The 15,689-nt window shown below is 45.1% G+C and carries 10 protein-coding genes; all 10 read left to right on the top strand.

The window, feature by feature from the left end; translation table 11 throughout:
- Positions 1-8: 8 nt before the first annotated feature.
- The 10 genes from ABCM67_RS00520 (at position 9) to ABCM67_RS00475 (ending at position 15,598) form a co-directional block, all read left to right on the top strand.
- Positions 9-2,654 (top strand): ABC transporter permease, encoded by a 2,646-nt coding sequence (locus ABCM67_RS00520; protein WP_147603559.1) that lies wholly within the window; start codon positions 9-11, stop codon positions 2,652-2,654.
- Between the two features lie 173 nt (positions 2,655-2,827).
- The gene (locus ABCM67_RS00515) at positions 2,828-3,028 is read left to right on the top strand and encodes an Ig-like domain-containing protein (RefSeq protein WP_342992416.1); all 201 of its coding nucleotides are present in this window, start codon (positions 2,828-2,830) and stop codon (positions 3,026-3,028) included.
- Between the two features lie 305 nt (positions 3,029-3,333).
- Entirely contained in the window at positions 3,334-3,888 is a 555-nt protein-coding gene (locus ABCM67_RS00510; protein WP_147603560.1) for a sigma-70 family RNA polymerase sigma factor, read from the top strand.
- Positions 3,861-4,964 carry a DUF4179 domain-containing protein gene (locus ABCM67_RS00505; RefSeq protein ID WP_147603561.1) on the top strand — a complete coding sequence of 368 codons (1,104 nt, stop codon included), beginning with the start codon at positions 3,861-3,863 and terminating at the stop codon, positions 4,962-4,964. The genes ABCM67_RS00510 and ABCM67_RS00505 overlap by 28 nt, the downstream gene beginning before the upstream one ends.
- Positions 4,965-5,783: 819 nt before the next feature.
- Positions 5,784-8,402 (top strand): DNA mismatch repair protein MutS, encoded by a 2,619-nt coding sequence (gene mutS, locus ABCM67_RS00500; RefSeq protein WP_092070089.1) that lies wholly within the window; start codon positions 5,784-5,786, stop codon positions 8,400-8,402.
- Positions 8,403-8,406: 4 nt separating this feature from the next.
- A complete protein-coding gene (mutL, locus tag ABCM67_RS00495; protein WP_147603562.1) occupies positions 8,407-10,521 on the top strand; it encodes a DNA mismatch repair endonuclease MutL in 2,115 nt (704 codons plus the stop codon).
- Between the two features lie 27 nt (positions 10,522-10,548).
- On the top strand, positions 10,549-11,502 hold the full coding sequence (gene miaA, locus ABCM67_RS00490) for a tRNA (adenosine(37)-N6)-dimethylallyltransferase MiaA (RefSeq protein ID WP_147603563.1): 954 nt from the start codon (positions 10,549-10,551) through the stop codon (positions 11,500-11,502).
- Between the two features lie 21 nt (positions 11,503-11,523).
- A complete protein-coding gene (locus ABCM67_RS00485) occupies positions 11,524-12,798 on the top strand; it encodes a methionine gamma-lyase family protein (protein WP_015525116.1) in 1,275 nt (424 codons plus the stop codon).
- Positions 12,795-14,000, top strand: coding sequence for an NAD(P)/FAD-dependent oxidoreductase (locus ABCM67_RS00480; protein ID WP_147603564.1), 1,206 nt, complete (start codon positions 12,795-12,797; stop codon positions 13,998-14,000). The genes ABCM67_RS00485 and ABCM67_RS00480 overlap by 4 nt, the downstream gene beginning before the upstream one ends.
- On the top strand, positions 13,997-15,598 hold the full coding sequence (locus tag ABCM67_RS00475; protein WP_147603565.1) for an FAD-dependent protein: 1,602 nt from the start codon (positions 13,997-13,999) through the stop codon (positions 15,596-15,598). The genes ABCM67_RS00480 and ABCM67_RS00475 overlap by 4 nt, the downstream gene beginning before the upstream one ends.
- The last annotated feature ends 91 nt before the right edge of the window (positions 15,599-15,689 follow it).

Raw genomic sequence — 15,689 nt, 5'->3', positions numbered from 1 at the left:
TGGCTACGATGAATGTCAAAAATCGAAAATGTATTCGAAAACTCAGCTTAAAATCTCTTTATGCGAACCGTCGTCGCAATCTGATCGCCATTTTTGCCATTGCGCTGACAACGCTGCTATTTACGTCCATGTTCACCATTGTCTTGTCGTTGAACGCCAGTTATGAAACCTACCAGTTTCGGCAGGTAGGCGGCTATGCGCATGGCACCTTTAAGGATGTTTCCCCCGAGCAGGCGGAACGCATCGCTGCCCACCCAAAAGTAAAGGCTACGGGGGCACGGAAGGTAATCGGTATCACTGTGGAGGGGGTCTTTGCCAAAATACCGGCAGAGATCAGCTACATGGATGCCAACTGCACTAAATGGAGCTATGCCACCCCTACTACCGGACGGATGCCCGAAAGCGGCAAAGAGGTAGCCATGGATACGGCAGCGTTGCAGCTGCTTGGCATAACGCCGGAGCTGGGCGCAGAGGTCACGGTTTCCTATTCCATTACGGACAAGGATCAAACCGCCTTTACTGTAACAGATACCTTTACGCTGGTGGGCTATTGGGACTATGATGAACTAATGCCTGTTCATTACATCAACATCAGCCGTGATTACGCAGATGACATCGAAGCGCAGGCAGTGAAAACAGGTTTACAGCCTTTCCGCACCGATTTGAATGTCATGCTGACCTCCAGCACAAATATTCAAGGGCAGATGGAGCAGGTGGATACCGATCTTGGCTACACATGGGACAGCTATACTGATCCCAACAGCGTCCGGATCGGCGTCAACTGGGGATATACCTCATCCCAGCTGGAGTCGCAGCTCGATCCAGAGCTGATGATCGCCATAGCAGCTTTTTTGCTACTGGTGATTTTCACGGGGTATCTTATCATCTATAACATTTTTCAGATCTCTGTTGCAGGGGACATCCGGTTTTACGGACTTCTGAAAACCATTGGCACAACGCCCCGGCAGCTCAAACGCATCATTCGCCAGCAGGCACTTCTGCTTTGTCTGATCGGCATTCCGGCGGGGCTGCTGCTGGGCTACGGCATCGGCGCTGTTTTGGTGCCTGTTGTCTTGCACTCCATCCAGTTGAATACAGGCATCACCACCATCAGCACTTCGCCTGTGATCTTCCTTGGTTCTATGCTGTTCGCCTTGTTGACGGTGCTTTTGTCCTGTTCCAAGCCCGGAAAAATGGCAGCCAAGGTCTCTCCGGTGGAGGCTACCAAATATACGGATGTGATGCAGACCAAGAAAAAACGGCGCAGCATCCGAGGAGCAAAGCTCCATCAGATGGCCTTTGCCAATCTGGGACGAAACAAGAAAAAGACGGTACTGGTGGTGTTGTCTCTGGCACTGTCGGTGACACTGTTCAATGCGCTGTGTGCCTTTGTGGGCGGCTTCAGCATGGAGAAGTATGTATCCTCCATGACCTGCGCCGATTTTATCGTCAGCACTCCCGACTATTTTCGTTATAACCCAGCAGATGAATTCATCACGCCAGAACAGATCGGAGAGATCGCAGCAAACACAAAGGCCAGTCTTTCCGGCACGGGATATGCTGTGCGAAAACCCGCATATCTGTGGATGACGGAGGATGCTCTGCGGCAGGACTATGCAAGGTACGAAAGCGCCGAGCAGTTGGACAGCCATATGAGCCGCATGGAGCACCGGGGCAATATGGTGATGGGAGATACCAGAATCGAGGCTCTGGATAACAGTCTGTTTGACAAGCTGCAAGTGCTCGACGGAGATATTTCTCCTATGCTGGAGCCGGACAATAACGCCATTGCCATTGCGGTTTCCTTAGATGACTACGGTAATCTGCTCAATCCTGAATACTACCCCAAGGTGGGAGACACGATCACGGCTACCTATGCGGATGATGTGAAATATATCGACAGCCGCACCGGAGAACTCCGCACCGAAGATACACCGGAGGAGTACCGTCAGAAAAAACTGTATGGAGCCAGAGATGTAGAGTACACGGTCTGCGCCTTGGTAGAACTTCCGAATTCCATGAGTTATCGTTATAGCGGCGTTGGCTATGATGCAGTTTTGTCTGTGGACACCGCACAGAGGGACAGCGGTGGTGCAGTCGTTCCGATGTTCTACCTGTTCGACACAGCGAACGAAGCTGACGAGGCCGAAGCAGAGCAATATCTGTCAAAGCTCACGGCCGGTGAGTTTTCGCCCTTGATGTATGAAAGCAAAGCCACGGCTCGCTCTGAGTTTGCTCAGTTCCGGCAGATGTTCCTTCTGATCGGTGGTATCCTTTGTGCTATCATTGGGCTGGTGGGACTCTTAAATTTCTTCAACGCCATGATGACCGGTATTCTTTCCCGCCGCCGGGAATTTGCGGTGCTTCAGGCTGTAGGAATGACGCCCCGACAGCTCAAAACCATGCTGATCTACGAGGGGTTGTTTTACGCAATGTCTTCCGTATCGGTGGCCTTTGTGCTTTCACTGGCGGTGGGACCTCTTGCGGGGAAAATGCTGGGCAGTATGTTCTGGTTCTTTGAGTATCGGTTCACCGTTCTGCCTGTCCTGCTGACAATTCCGGTATTTCTTCTGCTTGGGTGGCTGATTCCCTGCATGATGTATGATAACGCAGCGAAATGCAGCATTGTAGATCAGTTAAGGGATGCTCAATAATTGTTAAGCCAAAATTAGCCCTCTGTCAATGAAAAGGCTGAGGGCTGGAATTCAAATAATAATCAAAGTGACCATTACACTGGCCAGCGGCAAGAAACAGGTCATTTCCGTTACTGTGCAAAAAACAACAGTAAGAACAACAAAGATCACCGGACTGAAATCAAGCGTGACTGTTGCAAAGAATAAAAAAACTTACGCTGAAACCGGTCATCAGCCCGATCACTTCCCAGGAGAAAGTTACCTACAGTTCTTCAAATAAGAAGATAGCAACGGTAAGTTCCAGTGGTGTGATCACTGGAAAGAAAAAGGGAACAGCCTATATCACAGTGAAATCTGGAAAGATCCGTAAAAAAGTAAAAGTAGTTGTTAAATAAAAATGATTCAAGCAGGAGCTGCCTTTCATGAATACACATGGAATGGCAGCTCCTTTTTTCATTTTTTGCATGTAGTTTTATTTGCAGAAGTAGATTACGATATTAATAGTTGACCAAGAGAGAAAAATGTTTAGATAATATGTTATAGTGATAATGGAAGCATGGTAACAAAAAAATTATAAAAATAGAAAAAAAGTGCAACCAAACAGAAAAAAATACGTTCTATATAATAGAAAACATTAATATGGCACACTGCAAATAACCTATCTGCATAAAAACACTAATATACAGGGGAGAAATGTGATATGGAAGATATACATATTATAAATTTATTTTTAGAAAAATCAGAAGATGCAATTCGCCAGGTAGAAGTAAAGTATGAAAAATTTTGCTTTAAGATTGCATGGAATATTTTATATAACACAGAAGATTCAGAAGAATGTGTAAATGATACATGGCTGATAACGTGGAATAAGATTCCGCCCAAAACGCCAACAAAATTATCTGCATTTCTTGGAAAAATAACCAGAAATTTGGCATTGGACAATTTCAGAAAGAAAAATGCTTCAAAAAGAGCAGATACACATATGATGGATATTTGTGGTGAAGTGGAAAAAATGGAAAATACAATAAAGGATTATGTGGAAGAGGATATAAAGAAAAAGGAAATTTTGAATATTTTAGAAAAATTTTTAAGTGATTTAAAAGCAGGGGACAGGGATATTTTCGTCAGGCGATATTGGTATATGGATAATATTAAAGACATTGCAAAAAGACATGGATGCTCTGAGACTAAAATTAAATCTAGTCTTTTTCGAAGCAGAAACAAATTATGGGAAGAGGTGAAAGAAATCATATGAAAAAAGAAAACAATTTTTTGGATTTGATGGGAGAAATAGATGAAAAATTTGTTTACGAAGCTTCCTTGCCATGGAAAAAGCGAAATGTTAATTTGAAATTAAAATTAGCAAAGATTGCAGCAGCAGGAGTTGTAATAGCATTATTGATAGGAGGCTTGGGACATCCGCACGAGATAAAGGCGGCCTGGGAACAGATTACTTCGTGGATTCAAACTGCATTGGGGATTAATGAAAATGTAGAATCATATATAGATAGTGTTGGAAAAACGATTACTAAAAATGGAATTTCTATTACATTAGATGAAATTGCTGCGGATAAGGAGAATTTATGGGTGGCAATATCTGATAATATAAATGCTTCAAAAGAAAAGGAGACTATTCTACTAACAGAAGTGGAGATAAATGGAAAAGCGGCACAGTTAGATGGAACATATGCTCTGGAGAAAAAGGAGAACGGAACAGATGGTCAGGTTTGTCATTATAGGGTGGAAGATACAACTATTAAAGATAATACAGCAGATATAAAAATGAAAGTATGGTTATTTGATCCAACAGAAATGGATACTGCAGATACAAAAGATACGGATGACTATATTTTTGAATTTTCATCAAATTGGGAAGAATTAGAGAAGAATACAATAAATGTAAATGTGAATAAAAAAATAAAGATATCTCCAAATCAAAATCTGACGATTTCAAAAATGAGCTTAAACGATTTGGCAAGTACAATTTATGGAAATTTGGATAATAAAGAATATGAAGATTATTATTTAATAGGAACCGACGATAAAGGAAATCAGGGGCTTTATAGAATGACAAATTATGGAGACACAGAGACTGTGTTTGAAGAAAGCAGAAATAATACAAAATATAAAGGAATTTCTCCAGATGCTAAAACGGTGACATTAGAATTATATGTAAATAAAGAAGAAAAAAACAGAACAACATATAAAAAATATGAAACAGGAACAGAAGATACTTACGGAGAAGGCGTAGGACGTGTTTATGAAAGTGATGAAGATCCTCTGGATTTATATAGCCTAGTGGAAGGAAAAATAGAAATTAAAATCAGATGACAAAAGAATAATTTAATCGAAGAGAGGAACAGCCAATATCATCTGCCTTCAGATATTGGCTGTAATATATATGATACATAAAAAATACAAGCAGCAGATAACGATAAGATTCTTATATCAGTCAAGGAAGCCTGTGAACGCACAGGTCTTTCAGAGAAAACCATGAGAATTCTTATGAAGAATAATACCTTCATGGTACGAATTGGGCGAAGAACCCTGATTGATAAGAAAAAATTTCAGAAATGGATAGATCGGCAGTCTTGAAAGGTTTTTGGGGTTGTGTTAAAATTAAGTCCAGTGCCATGCATGATCATCTATTGTTATTAGAAAAAGGATGGTAATGTTATGGAAAAAATCTAAGAGGAAAAGAAATAGGTAAGGGAATCCGACAAAGAAAAGATGGGCGGTAAGAAGCCAGAATCACAATTAAGGGATCTGGCAACCGCCTTTTTCTATCTATGGAACAAATCTTCAGCAGGTGAAAAAGCAAAGAAACATGTATTTGGCGGAAGTTCTCCCAGGTATTCCAGGCTTTGATTCGAGTATGTCCGTTTCAAAATGGTATGAGAAATGGATGGAACTTTATAAGGTTCGGAATCTTAAAGCAACCACGATAAGAAATTATGAAGAAAAGTATGGAAAAGAAAGCTAATTTTACTGATAAAATGACAATTTAGGAAGAGGTTTAAATATTTGGAAAAAGCAAGAAACACTGAAGAAGAGAAAAAAATGGGTCAAAAGTGGGTCAAAAAAAAATATAAGGCATCTGAAACCCGCATAAACACTGGGTTTCCGGCTGATACCAGTACATTATCACCGATGATGAAAGAATACGTAAAGACCAAAGAAGAATACAGCGACTGTATCCTTTTTTACCGTCTGGGCGATTTTTATGAAATGTTCTTTGATGATGCGCTGACTGCATCCAAGGAACTGGAGATCACACTTACAGGAAAAGACTGCGGATTGGAAGAGAGAGCGCCCATGTGTGGCGTTCCTTTTCATGCTGCGGAAACTTATATCAACCGATTGATAGAAAAAGGTTATAAAGTTGCCATCTGTGAACAGGTAGAAGATCCGAAAAAAGCCAAGGGTCTTGTAAAACGTGAAGTTGTTCGTATTGTCACACCGGGAACCACACTGGATGCCATGTCACTGGACGAATCCAAAAACAATTATCTGATGTCCATTGTCTCCATCGGAGATCATTTTGGCTGTGCTATTGCAGATATCACAACCGGTGACTGCTTTCTTACAGAGCTGGATAAGCCTCAGAAACTTCTGGATGAGATCAATAAATTCACACCTGCAGAGATCATCTGCAACGATGCGTTTCTTTTAAGTGGTGTGGATGTGGAGGATCTGAAAGGACGTCTTGGAATCTGCGTATTCGCCCTGGATCCCTGGTACTTTGACGATCAGCTGTGTCAGAAAACTCTAAAAGAACATTTCCATGTGGGAAATCTGGAGGGGTTAGGAATTGGTGACTACGACAGCGGGATCATCGCTTCCGGTGCTCTGTTCCTGTATCTGAAAGAAACACAGAAAACAGCACTTTCCCATATGGCAAGTATCCGCCCTTACTCTGCCGAGAAATACATGCTTATCGACAGCTCCAGCCGTCGTAATCTGGAGCTTGTGGAAACCATGCGCGAAAAACAGAAAAGAGGTTCTCTTCTCTGGGTACTGGACAAGACCAAAACAGCTATGGGAGCCAGAACACTTCGGTCTTATGTGGAACAGCCTCTGATCGATGCAGAGGAAATCGAAAAGAGACTGGGTGCTCTGGAAGAACTGAATGAAAAACCCATGGAACGGGATGAGATCCGGGAATATTTAAACCCGATCTATGATCTGGAACGTCTGATCAGCCGTATCAGTTACAAATCCGCTAATCCGAGAGATCTGGTTTCTTTTGCCTCTTCTCTGGAAATGCTTCCTTATATAAAACAGGTCCTGGCAGAATTCAAATCTCCACTGCTTACTAAGATCAACGAAGATATGGATCCTCTGACAGACATTACCTCGCTGATCCGGAACTCTATCACCGATGATCCGCCTCTTGCCCAGAAAGACGGTGGCATTATCCGGGAAGGATATAATGAAGATGTAGATAAATTCCGCCGTTCCCGGACAGATGGAAAGAAATGGCTTTCTGAGCTGGAGGCAAGAGAGAGGGAACGTACCGGTATCAAAAGCCTGAAGATCAAGTACAATCGTGTATTTGGTTATTCTCTGGAAGTTACCAATACTTTCAAAGATCTTGTGCCGGAGGATTATATCCGCAAACAGACCCTTACCAATGCAGAGCGTTATATCACTCAGGAACTGAAAGATCTGGAAGATCTGATCCTTGGAGCTGAGGATAAGCTTTATGCGCTGGAATTTGAACTGTTTTCCAGTATCCGTGATCAGGTTGGAGCGGAAGTTGTCCGTATCCAGCGCACTGCAAAAGCAGTGGCTGCACTGGATGTTTTCGCTTCTCTTGCACTGGTTGCCCAGAGGAATAATTTCGTCCGGCCAAAGATCAATGAGACAGGCCTCATTGATATCCGAAACGGCCGTCATCCGGTTGTGGAGCAGATGATCGAAAATGATATGTTCATTCCAAACGATACGTATCTTGACAACCACAAAAAACGGATCTCCATTATCACAGGACCAAACATGGCCGGAAAATCCACATATATGCGCCAGACAGCCCTGATCGTACTGATGGCACAGATCGGAAGCTTTGTTCCGGCAGACAGTGCAAACATCGGTGTGGTTGACCGGATCTTCACCCGTGTAGGTGCATCTGATGACCTTGCAAGCGGACAAAGTACCTTTATGGTGGAAATGACGGAGGTTGCCAATATTCTTCGCAATGCCACTTCCCGTAGCCTTCTGATCCTGGATGAGATCGGACGTGGAACCAGTACTTTTGACGGCCTCTCCATTGCCTGGGCAGTGATCGAACATATCAGCAATACCAAGCTCTGCGGTGCCAAAACCTTATTTGCGACCCATTATCATGAGCTTACCGAACTGGAGGGAAAACTTTCCGGTGTCAACAATTACTGTATTGCTGTCAAAGAAAAGGGTGACGATATCGTATTTCTTCGTAAGATCGTAAAAGGTGGCGCTGACAAGAGTTATGGTATCCAGGTGGCCAAGCTTGCCGGTGTTCCGGATTCCGTGATCCAGCGTGCCAAGGAACTTGTGGAAGAGCTCAGTGACGCAGATATCACCGCAGCGGTAAAAGACCTGACTGCTCCGAAAAAGAAGCAGAAGATCACCTATGATCAGGTGGATATGGCACAGATGTCACTCTTTGACACGGTGCAGGATAATGATATCATCGAAGAGATCAAAGGCCTGGAGATTGGCAACCTGACTCCAATGGAGGCCCTGAATATTCTCTATAATCTGCAGAACAAAATAAAGAACCGGTGGTGATACCTTGAGAAAAATTGCAGTTTTAGACCAGAATACCATTGATAAGATCGCAGCAGGAGAGGTCGTAGAGCGCCCCTCCTCCGTTGTAAAAGAGCTTGTGGAAAATGCCATTGACGCAGGTGCTACCGCTATTACTGTAGAGATCACAGACGGCGGAAAAAAGCTGATCCGTATCACGGACAATGGCTCCGGAATGGATGCAGAGCAGGTTCCGCTTGCTTTTCTCCGCCATGCCACAAGTAAAATTGAAAAAGTAGAAGACCTGACCCACATTGCCTCTCTTGGCTTCCGCGGTGAAGCACTTTCCAGTATTGCCGCCGTCTCCCAGGTGGAGCTGATCACAAAGACTCCTTCCGGGATCAGTGGTACCCGTTATGTGATCGAAGGCGGAAAAGAACAGTCTCTGGAGGAAATGGGGGCACCGGAGGGAACAACATTTCTGATCCGAAACCTCTTTTACAATACACCTGCAAGGAGCAAATTCCTAAAATCCGATATGACAGAAGCCGGTTACATCAATACTTTGATGGAGCAGCTAGCGCTTTCCCATCCGGAAATCTCCTTTAAATATATCCAGAACCGTCAGGTGAAGCTTTCCAGTTCCGGAAACTACAGCGTAAAAGATGTGATCTACAGTGTCTACGGCCGGGAGATTGCCAAGGCGCTTCTGGATGTTTCCTACGAAAATGATTTCATGAAGATCGAGGGCTTTGTGGGGAAACCGGAGATTTCCAGAGGAAACCGTACTTTTGAAAATTATTATATCAATGGCCGATATGTAAAAAACAAGATCATTACCAAGGCCATTGAGGACGGATATAAAGGACTTGTCATGCAGCATAAATTTCCGTTTGTCTCACTTCGGATTGAAATGGACGGCAATGACCTGGATGTTAATGTGCATCCCGCAAAGAGAGAAGTGCGTTTTGCCAGAGAAACCGAAGTTTATACGGCCATTTATGAAACTGTCCGCAAGGTATTGACCCACAGAGAACTGATCCCGCAGGTATCTGTTGGAAAAGACGAACCGACATCCCGCACAGAACAGATAAAGCCAGGAAATATTCCGGAGCCTTTTGAAGTAAAACGGCGGCAGGAGATGTACGGTCACCCGAATCGGACGGCAAATATAGCTTCCCATGCTGCACCGACAGCTTCTGAAGTACGTAGTACAGCGCCGGTTCCATCGATACCTTATAATAAGCCAACAAATGGTACCGCCTCCTATGGTTCAGCTGAAACAGCTCACAATTCTTCAGCTTCTTCTGCAGATAAATACAAACGTGTGGATTCTCTGCGGGAAAATCCCGTATATGGATCGCAGCCTTTCACAAAAGAAGAAGAGGAAATGTTTTCCGGAACATTAAAAGACGGAAGAAATGAAAATTCTGCTGCAGAAACAGCAGATTATGAAGTGATTTCTGAAAAGCCTGCTGAATCGGCACCTCCTGAGGTAGACAACGAGCCGATCAAATCGCTGGAACAGGAACCGCCAAAACAGCTGGAACTGTTCGAAGAACGGCTTCTTGCTCCTGAATCCAGAAGCCGCCACAGACTGATCGGACAGCTGTTTGATACCTACTGGCTGGTACAGTTTGAGGATAATTTTTATATCATTGACCAGCATGCTGCCCATGAAAAAGTATATTATGAGCGATTCGTAAAGCAGTTTCAGTCCCAGAACATCCAGTCCCAGTATGTAAGTCCCCCACTGATCGTTTCACTCAGCCTTGAGGAGGAGAATCTGCTGAAGGCAAACAAAAAGTATTTCCGGGATTTCGGCTTTGAGATCGAACCCTTTGGCGGAAGGGAGTACAGTATCAGTGCGGTTCCCTCCAGCCTTCTGGGAATGACAGAAGAAGAGCTGTTTCTGGAAATGCTGGACCATCTCACTGCAGACGGTTCCAAGGATGCCTTTGAAATTTTTGCCTCAAGGCTTGCGACCATGGCCTGTAAGGCTGCTGTAAAAGGCAATCATTCCATGTCGCCTCAGGAAGCTGACAAGCTGATCGATGAATTATTGACACTGGATAATCCTTATAACTGTCCTCATGGAAGACCAACGATCATTGCCATGAGTAAGACAGAAATCGAAAAAAAATTCAAACGTATCGTGTAAGATACTTAACATAAACGGAGGAAATATATGAAAAAACCTCTTATCGTCCTTACCGGGCCTACTGCCGTGGGAAAAACAAAGCTTTCCATTGCCCTTGCAAAAGCAGTAAACGGAGAGATCATTTCCGCGGATTCCATGCAGGTTTACCGCCATATGGATATCGGTTCCGCCAAGATCACGCCGGAAGAAATGGATGGCGTCCCACATCATCTGGTGGATGTACTGGAGCCAACAGAAGATTTTAACATTGTCCTTTTTCAGCAGATGGCAAAAGATGCCATGGACAAAATTTATGACAAAGGCCGGATTCCGATCCTGGTAGGCGGCACAGGATTTTATATTCAGTCTGTGACCAGAGATATTGATTTTACCAGCTCCGACCAGGATGAACATTACCGCAGGGAGCTGGAAGAGCTGGCAGAGCAGAAGGGGCCTGCATTTCTCCATGACATGCTTGCCAAGGTCGATCCCAAGTCAGCCGAAGATATCCATGAGAACAATGTCAAGCGGGTGATACGTGCCCTGGAATTTTATAAACAGAACGGTACCAGGATCTCCGAACATAATGAAGAACAGAAGGAGCATACCAGCCCCTATGCACTGGCTTATTTCGTCCTGAACGCACCACGCCCACTTCTCTATGAACGCATTGACACAAGAGTGGACGAAATGCTGAAAAACGGTCTGACAGAAGAAGTTAAAAAGCTTCGGGAGATGGGCTGCCACAGGGGAATGGTTTCCATGCAGGGGCTTGGCTATAAGGAAATCCTGGACTGGATGGACGGAAACTATTCTTATGAGGAAGCCGTAAGTGTCCTAAAACGTGACACCAGACACTTTGCCAAACGGCAGCTTACCTGGTTCCGCAGAGAAAGCGAAGTAACCTGGGTAGATAAAGATAACTTTGATTACGATGACAGCAGGATCCTTTCCTACATGCTTTCTGTATGCAGGGAAAAGGGAATCCTCCCTGCCAAATAAAATAAAAAAGGAAAAATGATCATGAAAGAATTATATGCACAGCTTGGAATCTCTTCTGCAGTTTACGATTTCGGTAAATCTGTGGAAGATTCCCTGAAAGAACGTTTTGAGAAATTTGATAAGACTGCAGAATACAACCAGATGAAGGTTATCCGCGCCATGCAGAAGAACCGTGTCAGTGAGGCTTGTTTCGGAGCTTCTTCCGGTTATGGCTACAACGACCTTGGCCGCGAGACTCTGGAGCAGGTCTATGCCGATACCTTCCACACAGAAGCCTGCCTGGTACGCCCGCAGATCACCTGTGGAACTCATGCACTTGCCATTGCTCTCTTCGGAAACCTGCGCCCCGGTGACGAGCTTCTTTCCCCTGTAGGAAAGCCTTACGATACTCTGGAAGAAGTGATCGGTATCCGCCCGTCCAATGGTTCCCTTGCGGAATATGGCGTAAAATATCGTCAGGTGGATCTTCTCGAGGATGGTACCTTTGATTATGAAAACATCAGAAAAGCAGTCAATGAAAAAACAAAGCTGGTAACCATCCAGCGTTCCAAAGGCTATCAGACCCGTCCTTCTTTCTCCGTAAAACAGATCGGTGAGCTGATCTCTTTTGTAAAAAAGATCAAGCCGGATGTGATCTGCATGGTAGATAACTGCTACGGAGAATTCGTAGATACCATCGAGCCCAGTGATGTAGGTGCAGATATCATGGTCGGCTCCCTGATCAAAAATCCAGGTGGCGGCCTTGCTCCTATCGGTGGTTATATCGCAGGAAGAAAAGACTGTGTGGAAAATGCTTCCTACCGTATGACCTGCCCGGGACTGGGCATGGAAGTCGGTGCAACTCTTGGTGTAAACCGTTCTCTGTATCAGGGATTTTTCCTTGCACCGATGATCACCAAAGGAGCTTTAAAGGGCGCTGTTTTTGCAGCGAACATTTACGAAAAGCTTGGTTTCCCGGTAGTTCCCAACAGCACAGAGCCACGTCAGGATATCATCCAGGCAGTCACTCTCGGAACACCGGAGGGTCTTGTAGCATTCTGCCAGGGTATCCAGGCTGCTGCACCGGTAGACAGCTTTGTAACACCGGAGCCGTGGGATATGCCGGGATATGACAGCCAGGTGATCATGGCAGCAGGTGCTTTCATCCAGGGTTCTTCCATCGAGCTTTCTGCCGATGGTCCTATGAAACCGCCTTATGCAGTTTATTTCCAGGGTGGTCTCACCTGGGAGCATGCAAAGCTGGGAATCCTGAAATCTCTTCAGTATATGGTTGATAAGGAACTTGTGAGATTATGAAAAAATCCGAAGGACCGGACTTAAAAAAACAGATCTTTGTCATAGGAGCCGGTGCTTCCGGTCTTATGGCAGCTATTCAGGCTGCTGTATACGGAGCTGCAGTTACGGTTCTGGAACAAAATGACCGTCCCGGCAGAAAAATCTGTGCTACGGGAAACGGCCGTTGTAATATGACGAACCTGAATCAGGATGAAAACGCTTACCGGGGATCTCATCCTGAATTTGCCATGGATGCCCTAGCACAGTTTCCTGTGGAAAAAACTCTGAAATTCTTTCAGGAACTGGGAATCTGTACCACAGACCGCAGCGGATGGATCTATCCCCGAAGCAACCAGGCACAGAGTGTGGTAGATGTTCTTGTCATGAAGGCACGCAGCCTGAAGGTAAAGCTGAAAACCAATCAGACCGTTACCGGCGTGTCTTTTGCAGACGGACAATGGAAGATCCATACGGACGGATGGACCTACAGTGGTGATGCGGTGATCCTTGCAAATGGTTCCCGTGCGTCTTCCGTTGCAGGTTCCTGCGAAAGCGGATATGAAATTGCAAAAAGTCTCGGACATCATCTGATTGAACCCCTTCCCGCACTGACAGCTCTGAAATGTAAGGGAAATTCTTTTTCCGGCTGGAGTGGTGTACGGACAGAAGGGAAGATAACACTTTATATAGACGACACACCGACAGTCTCCCAGCAAGGAGAGCTGCAGCTTACCGATTACGGTGTATCCGGGATCCCGGTATTCCAGATTTCCCGCTATGCTATCCGTGCCGTCCATGAAAACAAAAATGTGGAGCTTTCCATAAATTTTTTTCCGGAACTGAACCGGAAAGAGCTGAAAGAATACCTGGAGCACAGAAAAGCAGCCTGTCCTTACAAAACAGAAAAAGAACTTCTCATCGGACTTTTTCCTGAAAAACTGATCCGTGTTTTATGTGCACAGAAGGATCTTATCCGCGGGATCACCGATTTTCGTCTCCCGGTAAAAAACGGCCTTTCCTTTGAACAGGCACAGGTTTGTTCCGGTGGAGTGGATACGTCTGAAGTTCACAGCAAAACCATGGAGTCCAGGCTTCATAAAGGTCTTTATTTTGCCGGAGAGCTCCTTGACATTGACGGTACCTGCGGAGGTTATAACCTGCAGTGGGCGTGGTCAAGCGGAGCTGCCGCCGGTATCTGGGCAGCAAAGGAGGAAGAAAAATGATCCGGATCACACAGCTGAAGCTTCCCATCACTCATACAGAAGAGCAGCTTCACCGAAAAATAGCAAAAATGCTTCGTCTTGGAAATCAGCCGTTCACCTATGAGATCCGAAAACAATCTCTGGATGCCCGGCACAAAGAGGACAAAAAATTTGTCTACACTGTAGATATTAAACTGGATAACGAATCCCGTGTTCTCAAAAAGATTCACGATAAAAATATTATGTTAACCTCCGAGAAAAAATATCATTTCCCCTCATCTGGCTCTGAAACTCTGTCCCATCGTCCTATAGTGATCGGAAGCGGACCTGCAGGATTATTCTGTGCCTGGTACCTGGCCAAAGCCGGGTACTGTCCACTGGTACTGGAACGGGGAGAAGAAGCAGACAAACGCCAGGAAACCGTGGAAAATTTCTGGAAAAACGGCATCCTGGATCCGGATTCCAATGTACAGTTCGGAGAGGGCGGTGCAGGGACTTTTTCCGATGGAAAGCTGAATACTCTGGTAAAAGATACTTTTGGAAGAGGAAGGGAAGTTCTTTCCCGATTTGTGGAGGCAGGAGCTCCCTCTGAGATCCTTTACCAGCAAAAGCCTCATCTTGGCACAGATCAGCTTGTAGGTATCGTTCAGTTTATGCGTCATCAGATTGAAGAAATGGGCGGGGAATTCCGTTTTCGTTCCACAGTAACTGATCTGATGATCCGTGACCGGAAGCTTACTGCAGTCATTGTCAATGCAAAAGAGGAAATACCGGCAGAAATCTGCATTCTTGCTCCCGGCCACAGCGCCAGAGATACGTTTGCCATGCTGGAAAAACACAATATTAACATGGAGCCGAAATCTTTTGCAGTGGGGGTACGTGTGGAACATCCGCAGACTATGATCAACCAGGATCTTTACGGGGAACCGGAAAACGACCGTCTGGGTGCATCCAGCTACAAGGTTACCCATACACTGGAAAACGGACGTGGCGTTTATTCTTTCTGTATGTGTCCCGGCGGATATGTTGTAAATGCATCTTCTGAAGAAGGTATGCTTGCAGTGAATGGTATGAGCTATCAGGCACGTGACAGCCATAATGCCAACAGTGCTATCATCGTTACGGTAAACCCTTCTGATTTTCCTGAAGAGGGAGTTCTCGGCGGAATCGCTCTGCAGCGAAAACTGGAGCGCGCTGCCTGGGAAGCCGGAAAAGGAAAAATTCCGGTACAGCTTTTCAAAGATTACTGTACCCATCAGAAAAGTACCAGGCTTGGAGATGTGATCCCCTGTATCAAAGGAGCTTATACACTTACCGATGTCCGCAGTATTTTCCCGAAAGAGATCGGCGATTCCATTGAAGCAGGAATCCATGCTTTTGGAAAAAAGCTTTCCGGTTTTGACCGACCGGATGCATTGCTGGAAGGAGTAGAAAGCCGTACCTCTTCTCCTGTACGGATCGTTCGGGAACCGAAAAAGCTCACTTCCAATATAGAAGGGATCTACCCCTGCGGAGAGGGCGCCGGTTACGCCGGAGGCATTACATCCGCAGCGATGGACGGGATCAAGGTGGCAGAAGCAGTCGCTTCTGTTTATGCCCTGCCTGTAAACAAAATGTGAAAAAAGTGGAAATTTCCGGGATAGAGTGTACATCCCTGCTTTTTTATGCTAAAATAACTTCTGCAATTTTGCATCCCCTTCTTCGAGAGCG

The sequence above is a fragment of the Blautia sp. 2227st1_G12_2227SCRN_220401 genome (genome assembly GCF_039062885.1).
GTDB lineage: Bacteria > Bacillota > Clostridia > Lachnospirales > Lachnospiraceae > Blautia_A > Blautia_A fusiformis.
Note: the sequence above shows the minus strand (reverse complement) of the source record. Positions and strands in the feature narration are given on the sequence as shown.

What these genes read in the sequence shown, in the direction of transcription:
- ABCM67_RS00510 (WP_147603560.1), top strand. Translation starts at nt 3,334, where the DNA reads ATGGAAGATATACATATTATAAATTTATTTTTAGAAAAATCAGAAGAT.
- ABCM67_RS00505 (WP_147603561.1), top strand. Translation starts at nt 3,861, where the DNA reads ATGGGAAGAGGTGAAAGAAATCATATGAAAAAAGAAAACAATTTTTTG.
- ABCM67_RS00480 (WP_147603564.1), top strand. Translation starts at nt 12,795, where the DNA reads ATGAAAAAATCCGAAGGACCGGACTTAAAAAAACAGATCTTTGTCATA.
- ABCM67_RS00520 (WP_147603559.1), top strand. Translation starts at nt 9, where the DNA reads ATGAATGTCAAAAATCGAAAATGTATTCGAAAACTCAGCTTAAAATCT.
- ABCM67_RS00485 (WP_015525116.1), top strand. Translation starts at nt 11,524, where the DNA reads ATGAAAGAATTATATGCACAGCTTGGAATCTCTTCTGCAGTTTACGAT.
- mutS (WP_092070089.1), top strand. Translation starts at nt 5,784, where the DNA reads ATGATGAAAGAATACGTAAAGACCAAAGAAGAATACAGCGACTGTATC.
- miaA (WP_147603563.1), top strand. Translation starts at nt 10,549, where the DNA reads ATGAAAAAACCTCTTATCGTCCTTACCGGGCCTACTGCCGTGGGAAAA.
- ABCM67_RS00475 (WP_147603565.1), top strand. Translation starts at nt 13,997, where the DNA reads ATGATCCGGATCACACAGCTGAAGCTTCCCATCACTCATACAGAAGAG.